The organism is Labrenzia sp. PO1, assembly GCF_012273635.1.
Lineage (GTDB): Bacteria > Pseudomonadota > Alphaproteobacteria > Rhizobiales > Stappiaceae > Roseibium > Roseibium algicola.
The window spans coordinates 1,526,977-1,545,560 of sequence record NZ_JAAXCR010000001.1 but is presented as its reverse complement, the minus strand read 5'-3'; the positions used below and the strand labels follow the sequence as shown (position 1 = coordinate 1,545,560).

Below are 18,584 nucleotides of genomic sequence, written 5' to 3'. Positions count from 1 at the left end.
TGTTTTTGACAGGCTTTCCGGTGGTAAGCCGCGCTTTGGCTGGCGTCAACGGGGAAGTTTTGTTACCGATTTGTTCCATGATACACGCGATTCGTTTGCTGGGCATCGACCCGGGGCTGCGGCGTACCGGCTGGGGCATGATCGAGGCGACGGGAAATCGCCTGTCCTTCATTGCTTCCGGAACGGTAACCTCCGACAACAAGAAGAGCCTGGCCGAGCGCCTGGTGCAGCTGCATGACGGCCTTAGCGAAGTCGTGCGCCAGCACGAACCATCCGAAGCCGCGGTAGAACATACGTTCGTCAACAAGGATGCGGGCGCAACTCTGAAGCTCGGGCAGGCACGCGGGATCGCTCTGCTGGTGCCATCGCTCGCCGGACTTCCGGTTGCCGAATATGCGCCGAACCTCGTCAAGAAGACGGTGGTCGGGACCGGTCATGCGGAAAAGGAACAGATCCGGGCCATGGTCAAGGTTCTGATGCCGCGGGCCACTTTCAATTCGGACGATGCCGCCGATGCACTGGCAATTGCCATTTGCCATGCGCAGCACCGGTCCAACAGTACAGCGCGGCTTGCCGCCATGGGGGCAATATGATCGGCAAGCTTAAAGGCACCATCGACAGCTATGGCGAGGACCACGTGATCCTGGATGTGCACGGGGTGGGCTATCAGGTTCATTGTCCCTCGCGCATTCTTCAGGGTCTGCCGCGCGCAGGTGAAGCGGCTGTGCTTTTCATCGAGACAATCGTCCGTGAGGACATGATCCGGCTCTATGGCTTCGGTGTAGAGGCGGAGCGCGAATGGTTCCGTATCCTGATGACCGTTCAGGGTGTCGGCGCCAAGGTTGCGCTGGGCATTCTGGGCATCTTGAAGGCAAGCGAAGTCGCCAACGCGATTGCGCTTGGCGACAAGGCAACGATTTCGCGGGCGCCTGGCGTCGGCAAGCGCGTTGCCGAACGCATCATTGCCGAACTCAAGGACAAGGCGCCGGGACTTGCCACGGTGGACCAGGGCACGATTGCGGTTTCCCAGAACGTTGCCGACAACGTGGCTGCCCGGCCGGTGGCCGAGGCGGTTTCGGCGCTCACCAATCTGGGGTATGCACAGGCGCAGGCGAGCGGCGCCGTCGCAAAGGCCTTGCAGTCAGCCGGTGAGGATGCGACCACGGAAACGCTGATCCGCCTTGGCTTGAAGGAATTGGCCGGATGATCGCCGTTACCTATGGCATCATTGCCGTCGTGTTCGTGGTTCTGGGCATCGGCGGTATCATGTACCTCGATCACCGCTTCAGTGCCTCGGTGGGGGATCGTCCGTTTACCGTCAACGGACGCCGTGTGGAGTCGGACGACCCGTTTGTCCTGCGCCAGTTCAAGAAATTCTATGCACTCCGGGTAGCCTATTCGCTGGCTCTTCTGGTGTTGCTGTTTGTGGTCGTAAGCCATGTCGGATGACACTCGCATCGTGACGCCGGAAATCCGGGGGGACGAGATCGATTCAACCATGCGCCCCCAGGTGCTGGATGATTTTGTCGGTCAGGCCCAGGCGCGCGCCAATCTGAAGGTCTTTATCGGTGCGGCGAAGGCGCGGGGGGAGGCGCTGGACCATGTGTTGTTCGTCGGGCCTCCCGGTCTCGGCAAGACGACGCTGGCGCAGATCATGGCACGCGAACTGGGGGTCAATTTCCGGGCGACCTCCGGTCCTGTCATTGCCAAGGCCGGAGACCTTGCGGCCCTTCTGACCAACCTGGAAGAGCGCGACGTCCTCTTCATCGACGAGATCCATCGGCTCAATCCGGCAGTCGAGGAAGTGCTTTATCCGGCGATGGAAGATTTCCAGCTCGACCTGATCATCGGTGAAGGACCGGCTGCGCGATCAGTCAAGATCGACCTGGCGAAGTTCACGCTCGTTGCCGCGACGACGCGGCTGGGCCTCTTGACCACTCCGCTGCGCGATCGCTTCGGCATTCCGGTCAGGCTGCAGTTCTATACGGTTCCGGAGCTGGAGCACATCGTCAAGCGTGGCGCCGCCATTCTCGGCATCGGCATGGTTGAAGACGGTGCCCGCGAGATTGCCAAACGCTCCCGCGGGACACCGCGTATCGCCGGGCGACTGCTGCGGCGGGTAAGGGACTTTGCCATTGTCGCCGGCGTCGAGCGGGTCGACAGGGAACTCGCCGACAGGGCGCTTCTGCAGCTGGAAGTCGATGGTGCCGGGCTCGACAGTCTCGACCGTCGTTATCTGAGCCAGATCGCTGTGAATTTCGGTGGTGGGCCGGTCGGGATCGAGACCATTGCGGCAGCGCTTTCCGAGCCTCGTGACGCCATCGAGGAGATCGTCGAACCCTACCTGATCCAGAACGGGTTTCTGCAGCGGACGCCAAGGGGACGTATCCTGACGCCAATGGCGTTCGAACACCTGGGTCTTGCGGCCCCATCCAGACCGGATGCTCCGCAAATGGGACTGTTCACCGATCCCGAATAGTTTAAGTAGTATTTATAAGACAAGGTCTTGTCAGTTACATCTAGCTCTGCGTAGCGATTAAGCATTTATTCGCGAATCCTGCCGTATCGTCGCGTTAACTATGCGGGGGAAACCATGCGGAAGCGCCTTTCATCTAAACTGGCTCTAATGTTTTTAGCCGGCGCACTCACTATGTGCGTGGCAATTGTCACGGTCACGTCGACCATTTCGCGGGATGTTGCAAACGGTCAGGCTGATGCCGGCCTGCAAAGTGCTACCAAGGCGAAACAGAAGGTTATTGAACTCTCCCTTGGGCAGGTGAAGGACAGCGCTGCGTTCTTCTCCACGCTGGAAGGCGCCAAGGACAGTCTGATGAAGACCATGGTCGGGTGGAAGAACCTGAAAGAAGGGCAGAACGAACTGCTCCGGAAGATCTTCGTGACCGACAATCCGCATCCCGAAGGTGAGCGTCACCTTCTGGTGGAGCCGGAAGAGTCCAACTACTACGTGAACAACCACAAGGTCGTTCATCCGATCTACCAGGAGCTTGTCGATCAGGGCCTGTTTTCCGATGCGGCGCTGGCCAATCCGGACGGGTTCATCACCTATACTTTCCGCAAGGGTCCGGAATTCGCCTTCCACGTGGAAGACGCGCAGATCCAGGGCCATCCCGTGCAGATCGCCATGGGCAAGCTGTTCGAGGCCTCGAAAAACGAGACGCTGGCGGCCGGGCAGATCTATTCCTCAGGCTTTGTGACCACCGAAGATGGCACCGTCTCGGAAGTTCTTGCGGTGCCTGTGTTCTATCTGGACCGGTTCTTCGGCGCGATTGCGTTCACGACCAACATGGAGCATCTGGCCGGATTGCTGAACGAGAAGACCGGCCTCGGCGACAGCGAGCGCATCTTCCTTGCCGATTCCGATGGCAAGCTGGTTCAGCTCGACGATATGGGCCGCGCCAGCGCCGTCCACATGATCTCCGATATCAAGGTCAACGACCGGCTGATCCGCCTGGAAGACGGTGACTACCGCTTCGCGGAAGCAAGCAACACGTTTGTCGGTTCACCCTTCGGTGTTGTCGATGCCGTCAAGCAGACGGAACTGTCGGCTGCCGCCGATCGCATCACCTATGGCGCGATCATTTCCGGTTTCCTCTGTCTGGTTCCGATCGTCGGCCTGATCTGGTGGGTAACCCGGCGCATGTTCGCTCCCATGGAACGCCTTGCCGTCGCGGCTCGCAAGATCGCCGACGGCGACCTGGAAGTGGGTGTCGAAGCGACCGAACGCCAGGACGAGATCGGCCGCATGGCGCGCTGTATCGAAGTGTTCAAGGACAGTTCGATCGAACGCGAGCGTCTGGCATCCGAGCGCAAGGTTGGCCACATTGCCCGCGAACAGCGTGAAAAGACCATCGATGCGCTGATCGCCGCATTCCGGGCCGAGTCGCAGGCGGTTCTGGAGCTGGTGGAAACCAATATTGCCCGCGTGGAAGAAGTCTCTTCCGCCCTCAGTCACCGGTCCACCGCCGCGTCAGACCAGGGGCAGACCGCGGTGTCGACTTCGGAAAACGCTTCCTCCAACGTTCAGGCGGTTGCCTCCGCCACCGAGGAACTCAACGCGTCGATTTCGGAGATCTCCCGTCAGGTCGAAACCACGGCAAGCATCGTGGCCCAGACCACGACCGCCGCGCAGAGCTCCAATTCCAAGATCTCCGGTCTTGCGGAAGCGGCCAACAAGATCGGCGACGTCGTGTCGCTGATTTCAGAGATCGCCGAACAGACCAACCTGCTGGCGCTGAACGCGACGATCGAAGCTGCACGTGCGGGCGATGCCGGCAAGGGCTTTGCGGTCGTTGCCTCCGAGGTCAAGTCGCTCGCCGGCCAGACTGCCAAGGCAACGGAAGAAATCTCCGCGCAGATCGCGGCTATCCAGGCCTCTACCACCGAAGCGGTGGAAGAGATTGCCCGGGTGTCGGAATCGGTCGAGGAGGTCAACTCCTACACCACCACGATTTCGGACGCCGTGCAGCAGCAGGGCGCTGCTACCGGAGAGATTTCCAGAAACGTTGCAGAAGCCGCGGAAGGTACCCGCAGCGTTGCGGAGACTGTGGCGTCGCTGAACGAAGGCGTTGCCGAAAACTCGGAAGCGGTTGGCGACATGCTGAACGCGACGATCGAGATGAAACAGCAGGCGGAACAGCTTCGTGCGTCCGTCGAGAAATTCCTCTCCGAGGTTGCCGCTGCATAAGATACGGCCTACGTAAGGGCCAGGTACGAGCCTCCCGGTCGGTCGACCGGGGGGCTTTTTCATTCAGCTTTCGAGGGACAAAGCGTGTCGGACTGGCCGGATCTCGCCGGTCGCCTGGAAGATGGCGGTCATGTGCTTCCTGTTCGCGTCTACTACGAGGACACGGATTTCACGGGCATCGTCTATCACGGTGCCTATGTGCGCTTCTTCGAGCGCGCCAGGTCGGATTTCCTCCGTCTCATCGGCATTCACCATCGTGAGATGGCCGAAGGGACCCACGGTGCTTCGCTGGCCTTCGCGGTCAAGACAATGACGCTGGACTTCCAGAAACCGGCCAGGATTGACGATGTGCTGGAAGTTCATACCAGCCTTGCGGAGTACAAAGGCGCCCGAATCCGGCTCGATCAGCTGATTTACCGCGGCGAAGAGCTGCTGATTTCGGCTGCCGTCACCGTTGCGATCATCACCTCGCAGGGACGTCCGACCCGACTGCCGCAGGTCCTTTCGGAAAAACTCGTGCAGCATGCACCTGGAGAAAACACCGACGGTTGAAGGGCTTGGCTCTGAAAGAGCAGGCAAGCTGCTTGGCGGCGGTAAAATACTTTCAAAACCCATTACTGCGTTAATCTTGCAGTAACCTTAATTGATTCCTTTAGAGAGGGACTTTCTTTGATTGGAAAAGTCCCAGTTTTGACAAAATCAAACGTCAGAGAGGCGGCAGGTTACAAGAGCCGGCCGGCTGATTCCGGTTCCTCGCTGTCGTTTTCGAAACCTTGAATGCAAAACAGCGTCAGACGGCCAAGGGGTCATTGAATTTATGGAAACACTTGTCCAATCGACATTGGCGCCAGAGAGCGGCATTTCGTTTTTTGCGCTGTTCTGGCAGGCGCATATCGTCGTCAAGGTCGTAATGCTCGGCCTTTTGGGCGCTTCGGTGTGGTGCTGGGCGATCATCGTCGACAAGATCATGCTGGTCGGCCGGACACGGCGCCAGATGAGCCGGTTCGAAACGGTGTTCTGGTCCGGTCAGTCTCTCGAAGAACTCTATAATACGCTTCACAATCGTGTGAACCATTCCATGGCGGCACTGTTCGTCGCAGCCATGCGTGAATGGAAGCGCAGCCACGAGGGCGCGCGGCCTGCCATCGGCAGCCTGCAGCAGCGTATCGACAGGGTGATGGATGTCACCATCCAGCGCGAAGCCGAGCGGCTGGAAAGCCGGCTGCTGATCCTGGCAACCGTTGGCTCCGCGGCACCGTTCATCGGTCTGTTCGGAACGGTCTGGGGTATCATGACGGCGTTCCAGGCGATCGCGGCATCGGAAAGCACCAACCTTGCCGTCGTGGCGCCCGGTATTGCCGAAGCGCTGTTTGCGACCGCGCTTGGTCTACTGGCCGCGATTCCGGCTGTTATCGCCTACAACAAGTTTTCGGCCGACGTCGGCAAGGCGGTTTCGCGCATGGAAGGCTTTGCGGACGAGTTCTCCGCCATCCTGTCACGTCAGATCGACGAGAGGGGCTGATCCATGGCCATGCAGGTCGGTTCAGGTCAGGCAGGAAGCGGACGGCGCGGGCGGCGCAGGCGTCGCCACGCACCCATGAGCGAAATCAACGTCACGCCCATGGTCGACGTGATGCTGGTGCTCCTGATCATCTTCATGGTGGCTGCTCCGCTCTTGACGGTCGGTGTGCCGATCGATCTGCCGGAGACCAGCGCCAAGGCCCTGGAAGGCGATACCGAGCCGATAACCATCTCGGTGAACGCGGCTGGTGAAATCTTCATCCAGGATACCCCGATCACGATCGAGGAGATCGTGCCAAAGCTCGAAGCCATTGCCGCCAATGGTTACGAGGAACGTATCTACGTGCGCGGCGATCAGGATGCCGACTACGGCACCATGATGAAGCTGATGGGCCGCATCAGCGCGGCCGGGTTTAAACGCCTCGGTCTTGTCACTCTGGAAGAACGGGACTCGTAACGCGTCATGCGCGCAGGTCTCATCGCGTCTCTGGCCGGTCACTCGGCTTTCCTGCTCTGGGGCTTGATCGCCTTTCCGGACGCTGAGAGCTTTGCGGTTCCGCAGGTGGATTCTCTGCCTGTCGAACTGGTGCCCATCGAGGAAATCACCAGGCTTCGGGTCGGCGAAAAGACCGCCGAAGTCCGGGACGTCGCGGCGGTGAACCCAAGCGATACCCCGGCCGAGGAACCTCCGAAACCGGCCGACAAGCCGGGTGAAAGCAAGGTTGAGCAGCCGACGCAGCCGACACCTTCGCCGTCTCCGACGCCTCCTCCGGCACCGGAACCAACGCCCGTTGCGGATCCGGAACCGGCTCCGGCGCCTGCGCCCGAACCAGCGCCGGTGGCCGAACCTGCGCCTGCACCGGATCCTGCCCCGGCGCCGGAGCCTGTGCCGCAGCAGGAGGCCGCGCCTGCGCCCCAGCCGATCGTGACCAAGGTTTCGCCGCGCTCCAAGCCGACGCCGCCGAGGAATGCGCCCGAGCCGCCGAAGGATAATTTCGACAGCACCGATATCGCTGCGCTTCTGAACAAGGTCGAGCCGGCCAAACAGACCGGCGAAACCAGCCAGAACCCGGCCTCTCTCGGTTCCCGGCGCGGGGAGCAGAACGTGCGTATGAGCCAGTCCGAGCTGGATGCGCTGCGCGGAATGGTGGCGCAATGCTGGAACCCGCCGGTGGGCGCCGTCGGTGCGGAAGACCTGAAGGTTCGTGTCCGTTTCAACCTGTCCCAGGACGGTCAGGTTTCGGGCCAGCCGGAAGTCATGAATTCCAGCGGCAATCCGGCGTTCGGAGCAGCCTCAAGCAGTGCCGTGCGCGCGATCATGCGCTGCCAGCCATACAATCTGCCAATTTCCAAGTATGAAGCTTGGCAGGAAGTCATCATCAATTTCGACCCCAGAGAGATGCTCGGGGGATAGACTGGCCCGGCCAGTTCAAACGTCCATAAGGGAGCTGTTGTGCTCATGCGCGGAATACTGAAAAAACTTTCTGTTTTCACAAGCCGGAAAGCCAGAGGGCTCGCATTTGTTCTCGCTTCTTTTGTGGTGATTGCTCCGCTGCCGGCGGCAGCGCTTGTCGAAATCGATATTACCCAGGGCAACATCGAGCCCTTGCCGATCGCACTGCCGTCGTTTTCCGCCGAAGGCGGAGACGGCAAGCTGGCCGCGGACATGACCAACGTCATTGCCGCCGACCTGAAACGATCCGGCCTGTTCCGGCCGCTTGACCCGGCCAGCTTCATTCAGAAGAACATGAGCGTGAACTCCACGCCGCGTTTCGGCGACTGGCGCCAGATCAGTGCCCAGGCGCTTGTCACCGGTACGGTGATCAAGCAGCCAGACGGGCGTCTGCGGGCGGAGTTTCGTCTGTGGGACGTTTTCGCGTCAGAGCAGATGCTGGGCCAGCAGTTCTACACGACACCTGAAAACTGGCGGCGTCTGGCGCATATCATCGCTGACGCGATCTATGAGCGGCTGACCGGTGAAAAGGGCTACTTCGACACCCGGATCGTCTATGTCGATGAAACCGGCCCGAAGGACAAGCGCGTCAAGCGCCTGGCGATCATGGACCAGGACGGCGCAAACGTGCGTTACCTGACGCGCGGCGACGATCTGGTGCTGACACCGCGGTTCTCGCCGACGAGCCAGGAAGTCACCTACATGTCCTATGGCGGCGCCGATCCGAGTGTCTATCTGCTGAATATTGAAACGGGTCAGCGCGAAATCGTCGGCAACTTCCCGGGCATGACCTTTGCCCCGCGGTTCTCGCCCGATGGCCAGAGCGTGGTGATGAGCCTGCAGCAGGGTGGCAATGCCAACATCTTCAAGATGGACCTGCGCTCTCGCCAGACGACGCGTCTGACGAACGACGCAGCCATCGACACGAGCCCGTCGTTCTCACCGGACGGACGCCAGATCGTGTTCGAATCCGACCGCGGCGGCACACAACAACTTTATGTGATGAGCGCAGGCGGCGGTGGTGCGCAGCGTATTTCCTTCGGGCCTGGCAGGTATTCCACGCCGGTATGGTCGCCGCGTGGAGACCTTATCGCCTTTACCAAGCAGCACCAGGGCCGATTCATGATCGGCGTCATGCGGCCGGACGGAAAGGGTGAGCGTATTCTGACCGAAGGCTATCACAACGAAGGTCCGGCCTGGTCGCCGAACGGCCGTGTGCTGGTGTTTTTCCGGGATACGCCGGGTGCCAATGGCGGGCCGCAGGTCTGGACCGTAGACCTGACAGGATACAACGAACAGCGGGTGGAGACCCCGGCCTTTGCGTCGGATCCCTCCTGGTCGCCGCTGATCGACTGATGGAGACATGCGGCCTGTGAAGGCAGGCCGTGTTAAGCTTTCGCTAACCATGTTTGAAAAGGCGTTTTTTACCGGTTTTGGCTAGAAAGCGTTTACCAAGAACCGGACGGATGAAATGTCAGGTTGGCGGGCTGGGGTGTAGGAGACAGGAATGTTCAAGAGTTTAAACGCCGGACGGGGCGCGCGCTGGATTGCAGTCTGCTTCGTGGTTCTGTTCGCAGCAGCATGTGCCCAGAACAAACCGGACGGGCTGTCGAGCAATGTGAAGCCGGGCACGGGCCAGGACTTCGTCGTGAACGTGGGTGACCGCGTGTTCTTCGAAGAAGACCAGTCGGTGGTGACATCGCAGGGTCAGGCAACCCTTGCCAATCAGGCCAAGTGGCTGAACCGCTATCCCCAGTACACGATCACGATCGAGGGGCATGCGGATGAACGCGGCACGCGTCAGTACAACATCGCGCTGGGAGCACGCCGTGCCCAGTCCGCACGTGACTATCTGGTGGCGCAGGGCGTGAACGCCTCGCGTGTCCGGACGATTTCCTATGGCAAGGAACGGCCTGTTGCTGTCTGTAACGACAACAGCTGCTGGTCGCAGAACCGCCGTGCGGTGACGGTCCTGAACAACGCGACCAACTGATCCGGCAAATGCCGAACAAAAAGGCCGGGCAGCTTGCCCGGCCTTTTTTGTTGGGCTGGCCGGAAATGACGAAATCACTTCAATGTCAGCCGGTAACGTCAAAATTTGGCCGAAGTCGAAGCGCTCTGTGCACTTGAGTAAGAAGCCGGGCATGGTAAGACATCATGCGCGTGGATCTGCTTGAGTATTGGCGTTTGTCGGACCACGGCCAGACACTGGTACAGCAAATCCAACCGGAGGAGCGAATGCTGAAACTAAAGGGACTGGCAGGTCTCATCATGGCGTTGGTCATCACCTTCGCCACTGCCACACCGTCGCAAGCCCAGCTGTTCGGACGCAAGAATGACGATTCCAGCGTGAGGATCGGTCAGCTTGAGGAACGGATCCGGGTATTGACCGGTCAGATCGAACAGTTGTCCTATCAGATGCGGGAATTGCAGGATCAGATGCGCCGCATGCAGGAAGACAATGAATACCGCTTCCAGCAGCTGGAAGGCGGCACCCCGGGCAAGCGCTCGGATGTCGCTCCAGGATCGACCGCTCCGGGCCTAGGCCCGGACGGTACTCCGCAGTCGGGCAACCTTATCGCGCCGGGTGGAGGTTTTGCGACCCTCCCTACGGACGGATCTGGAGACGGCAACTGGGATCAGTCCGGCGGCTATGAAAGCGGTTTGCCGAGCGACGGTCCGATCGACCTTTCGAGGCTGGCCAACGGTCTTGAAAATCTGCCTGGCACCGGTCAGGAAATCGCACCCGATCCCGGTCTTGCCACCGACGATGACCAGATTGCGAGCGTCATCGGCAGCGGCGACCCGAGCTCTGACTACAATCAGGCGTATTCCCTGGCGGTCAATGGCGATTACGCGGGTGCCGAGCGCGGATTCCGGAATTTTCTGGAAACCTATCCCGACGATGCACAGGCGGCGAACGCTCAATACTGGCTGGGCGAAAGCCTGCTGGCACAGCAGAACTACCGCGAGGCAGCCGATGCCTTCCTGAAGACCTATACGGACCATCCCGGCAACGCCAAGAGCCCCGACAGCCTGCTCAAGCTGGGTGTTTCGCTGCGTGGTCTCGGCGAAGCGGATGCGGCCTGCGCAACGTTTTCCGAACTGCTGAACAAATATCCGAATGCCGCTCCAGCCGTTTTGTCCCAGGCGCGGGATGAACGCCGTCGTGCCCAGTGCTCCTGACGAGCCGGTTGAGCCCGAGAGGCTCCCGGCCGATCGCGTCGATGCTCTTTTTTCAAAGCTAAGCTCTTTTTCCAATCTGGCGCTGGCAGTGTCCGGCGGCTCGGATTCCCTTTGTCTTCTTGTCCTTTTCGATGAATGGCGCAAACGCACCGGCTGGCAGGGTGCCGCCGAAGTGCTGTGTGTGGATCATCAACTCCGGCCCGAAAGCGGTCGGGAGGCGGAATTCGTTGCGACGAATGCGCGCGCGTGCGGCCTTGCCTGCACGGTGTTGCGCTGGACCGGCACCAAACCGGCTGCAAACCTCCAGGAAACGGCACGCATCGCCCGTTACCGGTTGATGGCAGCGCGTATGCGGGACATCGGCGCGGAGGCGCTTGTTCTTGGTCATCACCTTGACGATCAGGCGGAAACTTTTCTGGACCGTCTGACCCGGGGAAGCGGCGTTACCGGCCTCAGCGGGATGGCGGCTGACGAAGGCTGCGGTCCGGAAGGTCTGCGCCTGCTGCGTCCGCTCCTGAGTGTTTCGAAATCCGACCTCGAGGCAACGCTTGAAGAGCGTGGCTGTTCCTGGTGCACGGATCCCTCGAACCGGAACCCGAAATACAAGCGCAGTCGGCTCCGCGCCATCTTGTCGCTGTTGGCCGAGGAGGGATTGAGCGCAGAGCGTCTTGCGCAGACCGCTGCCAATATCCGCCGGGCGCGGGAAGCCCTGGAGCGGACCGCCGATGACCTGGTCGCTCGGCTGATCACCGAACACCCGGCAGGACCCGCTCGCCTGGAGCGTGAAGTCTATCGCGAGCAGCCGGAAGAACTCCGTCTCCGGCTACTCGTCTATCTGATGGCGCGTGTCTCGGGCAAGAATTCCCGACCAAGACTTGCCAGGCTTCAGGCTCTGGACGGGGTGCTGATGTCCGGTGAGACGAACCGTCAGACCTTTCAAGGATCGGTTTTCGACGCAGACGCAAGCGTCATCAGAGTGTGGAAAGAACCGGGGCGCGAGCCGCCGGGCATTCTCACGGGTCTTGCTGGATCCGGCTCATGGGATGGCCGCTTCCTTTACCAGGTCCCCACTTGTCCTGTTGGCGAAAGTGATGCCCCCTTGTGTCTTGGGCCGCTGATGAACGCGCCTGTAGCGTCCCGGGAAATCGACTGGCCGGCGGGCTGGCCCAAGGCCGCCTTCGACTGCGCGCCGGTCCTGTGGCGGGCAGGGGAGATCCTGACCCCGGCTTCCGCAGCGGCTGTTTTGACCATTGGCAATTCCTGCAGCAGCGCAGATTTGAATTTGGAGCGAATGCCGATCCAAGGTAAATTGCCGGATAACTTTATGGACAATGAGGACGCAGACGAGGAAATCTGAGGTTTTCCCCATCTGGAACATCTGTTAGAGGTCCGTGCTTAAGAAAATAGTCAGCGCATCTGCGCAACTATGGCGCACCGCCTTGGCAGCGGGCTTTGGGCGACCTATCTTCGCTCTAAAGAAACGTAACCGCGTGCAGTTAGTCGCGTTGGGCGGTTAAGGAAACGAAATGAACGCACATTTTCGCAACTTCGCTCTCTGGGTGATCATCGCCCTGCTATTGATCGCATTGTTCCAGCTTTTTCAAAGTCCCGCGCAGCATGGCGCAACGAATGACATTGCTTATTCGGACTTCATGAAGCAGGTCGACAACGGCGAGATCCGATCGGTCATCATTCAGGAACAGAAGATCACCGGTACTTACAGCAGTGGCAGTGCCTTCCAGACCTACGCTCCTGACGGCGCGCAATATGTCGATGAGCTGCGCAGCAAGGGCGTCTTGATCAATGCCCGCCCGCCGGCGGAAAGCTCTCCGTTGCTTGGTGCGCTGTTCTCCTGGCTGCCGATGCTGATCATCCTGGGTATCTGGATTTTCGTCATGCGCCAGATGCAGGGCTCCGGCGGCAAGGCCATGGGCTTCGGCAAGTCCAAGGCGAAGCTGCTGACCGAGGCACACGGCCGGGTAACCTTCGAAGACGTGGCCGGTATCGACGAAGCCAAGGAAGACCTTCAGGAAATCGTCGAGTTTCTGCGCGACCCGCAGAAGTTCCAGCGTCTTGGTGGCCGGATCCCGCGCGGTGTTCTGCTGGTTGGCCCTCCGGGTACCGGTAAGACGCTGACCGCGCGTGCGGTTGCCGGTGAAGCCAACGTTCCGTTCTTCACCATTTCCGGTTCCGACTTCGTGGAAATGTTCGTCGGTGTGGGTGCGTCCCGCGTCCGCGACATGTTCGAACAGGCCAAGAAGAATGCTCCGTGCATCATCTTCATCGACGAAATCGACGCGGTCGGTCGTCATCGTGGCGCCGGTCTCGGCGGCGGTAACGACGAGCGCGAACAGACGCTCAACCAGCTGCTGGTCGAGATGGACGGTTTCGAGCCGAACGAAGGCATCATCATCATCGCTGCGACCAACCGGCCGGACGTTCTGGACCCGGCGCTGCTGCGCCCGGGCCGTTTCGACCGCCAGATCGTTGTACCGAACCCGGATATCACCGGCCGCGAAAAGATCCTGAAAGTGCACATGCGGAAAGTTCCGCTGGCACCGGATGTCGACGTCAAGACGCTGGCACGCGGTACACCGGGCTTCTCCGGTGCGGACCTGATGAACCTCGTCAACGAAGCCGCGCTTCTGGCTGCCCGCCGCTCCAAGCGACTGGTGACCATGGCAGAGTTCGAAGACGCCAAGGACAAGGTCATGATGGGTGCGGAACGCCGTACGCTGGTGATGACCGAGGAAGAAAAGAAGCTGACCGCCTATCACGAAGCAGGTCACGCGCTGGTGGCTCTGCACCAGGAAGCTTCCGATCCGATCCACAAGGCGACCATCATTCCGCGCGGACGTGCGCTTGGCATGGTCATGCGCCTGCCGGAGAAGGACCAGGTGTCGCTTACCCGCGCCAAGTGCAAGGCCGACCTTGCCGTTGCCATGGGTGGCCGCGTCGCCGAAGAAATGATCTTCGGCTACGAGAAAGTGACTTCGGGCGCGTCCGGCGACATCCAGATGGCCACCAAGCTGGCCCGCGCGATGGCGACCCAGTTCGGCATGTCCGACAAGCTCGGTCCGCTGCTTTACGGTGAAAACCAGGAAGAAGTGTTCCTGGGACACTCCGTGGCAAAGAACCAGCACGTTTCCGACGAAACCCAGAAGATCGTCGATGCGGAAATCAAGTCCTTCGTCAACCAGGGCTATGAAACCGCCAAGAAGATCCTGGGCGACCACGAAGACCAGTTGCATACGATCGCCAAGGGTCTCCTGGAGTACGAAACCCTGTCGGGTGACGAGATCAAGGGCCTGCTCGATGGCAAGCCGCCGGTGCGCGACACGGACGACGACCAGCCGGTCGGCCGGTCGTCCGCGGTACCGACCGCCGGTGCCAAGCGTGGCGGCGACGAGGCCAGTGGTGGCATGGAGCCGCAGCCGCAGTCCTGATCGGTTCCGATATTCTGAACAACCCAGATGCCCGGCCTGCGCCGGGCATCTTAGTTTGCGGTGAAAGAACAGGGTTGCCAGCCATCAGGGAATGGTAACAATTGCTCACATATTTTGAATCGTGACTTCGGCTGATTGCGTTACAAAGAGCGCAACCAAGACAGATAGATCAGCAAGGCATATTTGATGCGCAAGTTTTTCGGCACCGACGGCATCCGCGGTCAGGCGAACAGCTATCCCATGACCGCCGAGATGGCGCTGAAGGTTGGCATGGCCGCCGGGTTGGCTTTCAAGAACGGCGGACACCGCCACCGGGTGGTTATCGGCAAGGACACCCGCCTTTCCGGCTACATGCTGGAAAACGCCCTCGTGGCAGGCTTCACTTCGGTCGGCATGGATGTGTTCCTGCTGGGCCCGCTGCCGACGCCCGCGGTTGCGATGCTGACACGCTCGCTCAGAACCGATCTCGGTGTGATGATCTCTGCCTCGCACAATCCGTTCCAGGACAACGGCATCAAGTTCTTCGGCCCGGATGGCTTCAAGCTCAGCGACCAGATCGAAAAGACGATCGAAGAGCTGATGGAAAGCGACCTGACATCCCGTCTGCCGAGCGCCAGCGAGCTAGGCCGTGCAAAGCGGATCGACGGTGCGCAGCAGCGCTACATCGAATTTGCCAAGCGGACGCTGCCAAGGGAAATGAGCCTGGAAGGTCTGCGCGTCGTCATCGATTGCGCCAACGGGGCTGCCTACAAGGTCGCGCCCGAGGCGTTGTGGGAGCTGGGTGCGGATGTGATCACCATGGGTGTCACGCCGGATGGCTTCAACATCAACAAGGAATGCGGCTCGACGTCGACCGATGCCTTGTCCCGCAAGGTGCATGAAGTACGCGCCGACATCGGCATTGCGCTCGATGGGGATGCGGACCGGGTCATCATCGTCGATGAAAACGGTTCAGTGGTGGATGGCGACCAGCTGATGGCCGTGGTGGCGCAGTCCTGGCAGCAAAGCAACCGCCTGTCCGCGCCCGGCATCGTGGCGACGGTCATGTCCAATCTTGGACTGGAGCGATACCTTCAGAGCCTCGGGCTGGGCCTTGCCCGGACCAAGGTCGGTGACCGCTATGTGGTCGAGCATATGCGCGCCAACGGCTACAATGTCGGGGGCGAGCAGTCCGGCCACATCGTCCTGTCCGACTTTGCCACGACCGGCGACGGCCTGATCGCGGGCCTGCAGGTTCTTGCGTGCGTCAAGGATCAGGACAAGCCCGTGTCGGAAGTCTGCCGCCGGTTCGAACCCGTACCGCAGATCCTCAAGAATGTGCGCTACAAGGGCGGCAAGCCGCTTGAGCAGGATCTGGTCAAATCCGCGATCGAGGATGGCGAAGCCCGCCTCGGCAATTCAGGCCGCCTCGTGATTCGAGCTTCCGGCACCGAACCGTTGATCCGCGTGATGGCGGAAGGCGACGATGCGGAGCTGGTCAAGCAGGTGGTCAATGATATCGCCGGCGTGGTGGCAACAACCGCGGCCTGATCGGCGAGACAGCAAGTGACGAGAAAAGCCGCCCATTTGAGGCGGCTTTTTTGTTGCACCTTATCCGCGGACACCCCCGGATGACACCTGGGATGCAGGCTCGAGACAGGGCGACCGGATGCCATTTTCTCGAAAAGTCCTAACAAGCTTCAGAAAACGTGGCGATAGGTGGATCCTCGGTTCCGCCTTCTGTTTCACTTAACCGGGATGATAATCGGCAGCTTTGGCAGCTATGTCCCCGGCCTGCCTGATAATTTTGCACGCCTGTTTCTGATCTTTCGACGTTTCTTCGATCGTTAAGGTTTCCTTAAGGTAAAAAAACGCGGTTAAAGAACAGAGTTAAGTCACAATTAATGAATTCCCGTCAGTATGCTTTCAAGTTTGATGTGTCCGGCATTGGTTAACGCGGACGCTCACTGGAAAAGGACGAGGACATGGACAATTTCTTTAAGCGTTTGTCTTTGACCGGCTTTGCTGTTGCGCTTTCCACTGCTGCATATGCCGCGGATTTGCCAACCCCGGTCATCGAGCACATCCCGGAAGTCCCGGCCGTTGGTGGTTGGTACCTGCGTGGTGATATCGGATACAAATTCTACAACGATCCAAGTGGCAGTTTTAACGATCCGGTGATCGGAGACCTGCGATTCCAGCGCGAGTCCATGGATGATGCCTGGATGATCGGGGTTGGTGTCGGTTACCAGTTCAACGACTATTTCCGTTCTGATGTCACGATCGACTACGAAACCTCGGCAAATGTTAAAGGTTACGCAGTTTGCGGTACCTGTGCGGGTGGTTTTTCGACAGAATCAACTGATGTCGACGTCTGGACTGTCATGTTGAACGGTTATGTTGACCTGGGCACATGGAACCGCATCACACCATATGTTGGTGCCGGTATTGGTGCCTCCTACGTGACTACCGACAACACCTATTCGATCAACCCAGGTGGTACTGGTCGCACGGACTATGACGGATCACATAGTGAATGGAACTTCGCATGGGCACTTATGGCCGGTGCGTCCTACGCTGTTACCGACAACTGGGCAATCGATGCGGGTTATCAGTATCGCGATCTCGGTGATGCCAAGACTGTCAAACTTCATGATGCGGGTACCGGAGAGACTCGCGTTGAGTGGGACGATCTGACTGCGCACGAAATTCGGCTCGGTGTTCGTTACAACTTCGGTGCTGGCGCGCGTGTTCCAGCCGGCCCGGTCTACTACGAGCCGCAGGGTCCGATCACCAGCAACTTCTGATCTTCCGATCAGCGAATTTGAAAGGCCGGTCAATCGACCGGCCTTTTCCTGTTTGCGCTCACACTTTCCCTTGCGTTCTCTTGAGCCAAGCGAAGCCAATCCTGATTTCAGGTGCGGGTGGCTTGTCTGAGAGAACGCCTCCGGAAGGCGAGGGGGCGTGACCGAATTTTTCCGTTCACCCGTGATTTGAATTGACCAAAGGTCAGGAAGGTCCTATCCCCATAGGTGGGCCACCTCTCCCCAACGAGAGGCAACTATCTGCGAGGGTAGACAGATATGACAGACCTCACCGCCAAGCCGGACGTGCGTCCGGCCAATCCCAATTTTTCTTCTGGTCCCTGTGCCAAGCGTCCCGGGTGGTCGCTTGAGGCTTTGGGCGATGCGCCGCTCGGGCGGTCTCACCGCGCCAAGCCCGGCAAGGCCAAACTTGCCGAAGCCATCGAGTTGACCCGCAAGGTGCTGAACGTGCCGGACGGTTATCGGATCGGTATCGTCCCGGCGTCCGACACCGGCGCTGTCGAGATGGCGCTCTGGTCGCTGCTCGGTGCACGTGGCGTCGAAATGCTCGCCTGGGAAAGCTTCGGCTCCGGCTGGGTTACCGACGTCATCAAACAGCTCAAGCTCGATGATGCCCGGGTCCTTGAAGCGCCTTACGGCGAACTGCCGGATCTTGCCTCGGTCGATTTCTCCAAGGACGTTGTTTTCACCTGGAACGGCACCACTTCCGGCGTCCGTGTTCCCAACGGCGACTGGATCCCGGCCGATCGCGAAGGCCTGACCATCTGCGATGCGACCTCCGCCGCCTTTGCGCAGGACGTTGCGTTCGACAAGCTCGACGTCGTGACCTTCTCCTGGCAGAAAGTGCTGGGCGGGGAAGCTGCACATGGCATGCTAATCCTCAGCCCACGCGCGGTCGAGCGTCTCGAAAGCTATACGCCGGCCTGGCCGATGCCGAAGATCTTCCGCATGACCAAGGGCGGCAAACTGATCGAGGGCATCTTCAAGGGCGAGACCATCAACACGCCGTCCATGCTCTGTGTCGAGGACTATATCGACGCCCTCAAGTGGGCCGACGGTCTGGGTGGGCTGTCTGGCCTGCGTGCCCGCGCTGATGCGAACCTCAAGGTGCTTGCCGACTGGGCGGAAAAGACCTCCTGGGTCGATTTTCTTGCAGTTGACCCGGCAACACGGTCGAACACGTCCGTCTGCCTCAAGGTCACGGATCCGGGCATTCTTTCGCTCACTGCAGACCAGCAGGCCGCCTTTGCCAAGGCTCTTGCCGGTACGCTCGACGCTGAAGGCATCGCCTATGACATCGGCGCTTACCGCGATGCACCGTCCGGTCTTCGGATCTGGGCCGGCGCGACCGTCGAGACGAGCGATCTTCAGGCCTTGACCCATTGGCTTGACTGGGCATTCCAGTCGGAAAAAGCGAAGCTGCCCCAGGCCGCCTGAGCCTGTTCATCCTTCAACGACAAAAGTCCCGG

Annotated in this window: 17 protein-coding genes; all 17 read left to right on the top strand. The window is 60.0% G+C overall.

Annotated elements, in window-relative coordinates; genetic code table 11:
• Positions 1 to 77 precede the first annotated feature (77 nt).
• The 17 genes from ruvC (at position 78) to HCG46_RS07015 (ending at position 18,552) form a co-directional block, all read left to right on the top strand.
• Positions 78 to 593, top strand: coding sequence for a crossover junction endodeoxyribonuclease RuvC (gene ruvC, locus HCG46_RS07095; protein ID WP_062487062.1), 516 nt, complete (start codon positions 78 to 80; stop codon positions 591 to 593).
• A complete protein-coding gene (ruvA, locus tag HCG46_RS07090) occupies positions 590 to 1,207 on the top strand; it encodes a Holliday junction branch migration protein RuvA (RefSeq protein ID WP_023003447.1) in 618 nt (205 codons plus the stop codon). Before ruvC ends, ruvA begins: the two co-directional genes overlap by 4 nt.
• Positions 1,204 to 1,449 carry a hypothetical protein gene (locus HCG46_RS07085; RefSeq protein WP_023003446.1) on the top strand — a complete coding sequence of 82 codons (246 nt, stop codon included), beginning with the start codon at positions 1,204 to 1,206 and terminating at the stop codon, positions 1,447 to 1,449. Before ruvA ends, HCG46_RS07085 begins: the two co-directional genes overlap by 4 nt.
• Entirely contained in the window at positions 1,439 to 2,479 is a 1,041-nt protein-coding gene (ruvB, locus tag HCG46_RS07080; RefSeq protein WP_023003445.1) for a Holliday junction branch migration DNA helicase RuvB, read from the top strand. The genes HCG46_RS07085 and ruvB overlap by 11 nt, the downstream gene beginning before the upstream one ends.
• Positions 2,480 to 2,650: 171 nt before the next feature.
• Positions 2,651 to 4,705, top strand: coding sequence for a methyl-accepting chemotaxis protein (locus HCG46_RS07075; RefSeq protein ID WP_023003444.1), 2,055 nt, complete (start codon positions 2,651 to 2,653; stop codon positions 4,703 to 4,705).
• 84 nt (positions 4,706 to 4,789) lie between these two features.
• Entirely contained in the window at positions 4,790 to 5,257 is a 468-nt protein-coding gene (gene ybgC, locus HCG46_RS07070; protein ID WP_023003443.1) for a tol-pal system-associated acyl-CoA thioesterase, read from the top strand.
• A gap of 265 nt (positions 5,258 to 5,522) precedes the next feature.
• The gene (gene tolQ, locus HCG46_RS07065) at positions 5,523 to 6,227 is read left to right on the top strand and encodes a protein TolQ (protein ID WP_023003442.1); all 705 of its coding nucleotides are present in this window, start codon (positions 5,523 to 5,525) and stop codon (positions 6,225 to 6,227) included.
• Between the two features lie 3 nt (positions 6,228 to 6,230).
• On the top strand, positions 6,231 to 6,683 hold the full coding sequence (tolR, locus tag HCG46_RS07060) for a protein TolR (RefSeq protein ID WP_023003441.1): 453 nt from the start codon (positions 6,231 to 6,233) through the stop codon (positions 6,681 to 6,683).
• 6 nt (positions 6,684 to 6,689) lie between these two features.
• Entirely contained in the window at positions 6,690 to 7,640 is a 951-nt protein-coding gene (locus tag HCG46_RS07055) for a cell envelope integrity protein TolA (RefSeq protein ID WP_023003440.1), read from the top strand.
• A gap of 45 nt (positions 7,641 to 7,685) precedes the next feature.
• Positions 7,686 to 9,035, top strand: a complete 1,350-nt coding sequence (gene tolB, locus HCG46_RS07050; protein ID WP_023003439.1) for a Tol-Pal system beta propeller repeat protein TolB — start codon at positions 7,686 to 7,688, stop codon at positions 9,033 to 9,035.
• Positions 9,036 to 9,186: 151 nt separating this feature from the next.
• Positions 9,187 to 9,672 carry a peptidoglycan-associated lipoprotein Pal gene (gene pal / locus HCG46_RS07045; RefSeq protein WP_023003438.1) on the top strand — a complete coding sequence of 162 codons (486 nt, stop codon included), beginning with the start codon at positions 9,187 to 9,189 and terminating at the stop codon, positions 9,670 to 9,672.
• 245 nt (positions 9,673 to 9,917) lie between these two features.
• A complete protein-coding gene (gene ybgF, locus HCG46_RS07040; protein ID WP_031270520.1) occupies positions 9,918 to 10,865 on the top strand; it encodes a tol-pal system protein YbgF in 948 nt (315 codons plus the stop codon).
• Positions 10,849 to 12,222, top strand: coding sequence for a tRNA lysidine(34) synthetase TilS (tilS, locus tag HCG46_RS07035; protein WP_168685355.1), 1,374 nt, complete (start codon positions 10,849 to 10,851; stop codon positions 12,220 to 12,222). Before ybgF ends, tilS begins: the two co-directional genes overlap by 17 nt.
• Positions 12,223 to 12,391: 169 nt before the next feature.
• Positions 12,392 to 14,311 (top strand): ATP-dependent zinc metalloprotease FtsH, encoded by a 1,920-nt coding sequence (gene ftsH, locus HCG46_RS07030; protein WP_023003435.1) that lies wholly within the window; start codon positions 12,392 to 12,394, stop codon positions 14,309 to 14,311.
• A 186-nt stretch (positions 14,312 to 14,497) separates the two neighbouring features.
• The gene (gene glmM, locus HCG46_RS07025; protein WP_023003434.1) at positions 14,498 to 15,841 is read left to right on the top strand and encodes a phosphoglucosamine mutase; all 1,344 of its coding nucleotides are present in this window, start codon (positions 14,498 to 14,500) and stop codon (positions 15,839 to 15,841) included.
• Positions 15,842 to 16,275: 434 nt separating this feature from the next.
• Positions 16,276 to 17,097 (top strand): outer membrane protein, encoded by an 822-nt coding sequence (locus tag HCG46_RS07020; RefSeq protein ID WP_168685347.1) that lies wholly within the window; start codon positions 16,276 to 16,278, stop codon positions 17,095 to 17,097.
• Positions 17,098 to 17,373: 276 nt separating this feature from the next.
• The gene (locus HCG46_RS07015) at positions 17,374 to 18,552 is read left to right on the top strand and encodes a phosphoserine transaminase (protein WP_168685345.1); all 1,179 of its coding nucleotides are present in this window, start codon (positions 17,374 to 17,376) and stop codon (positions 18,550 to 18,552) included.
• Positions 18,553 to 18,584: the final 32 nt, after the last annotated feature.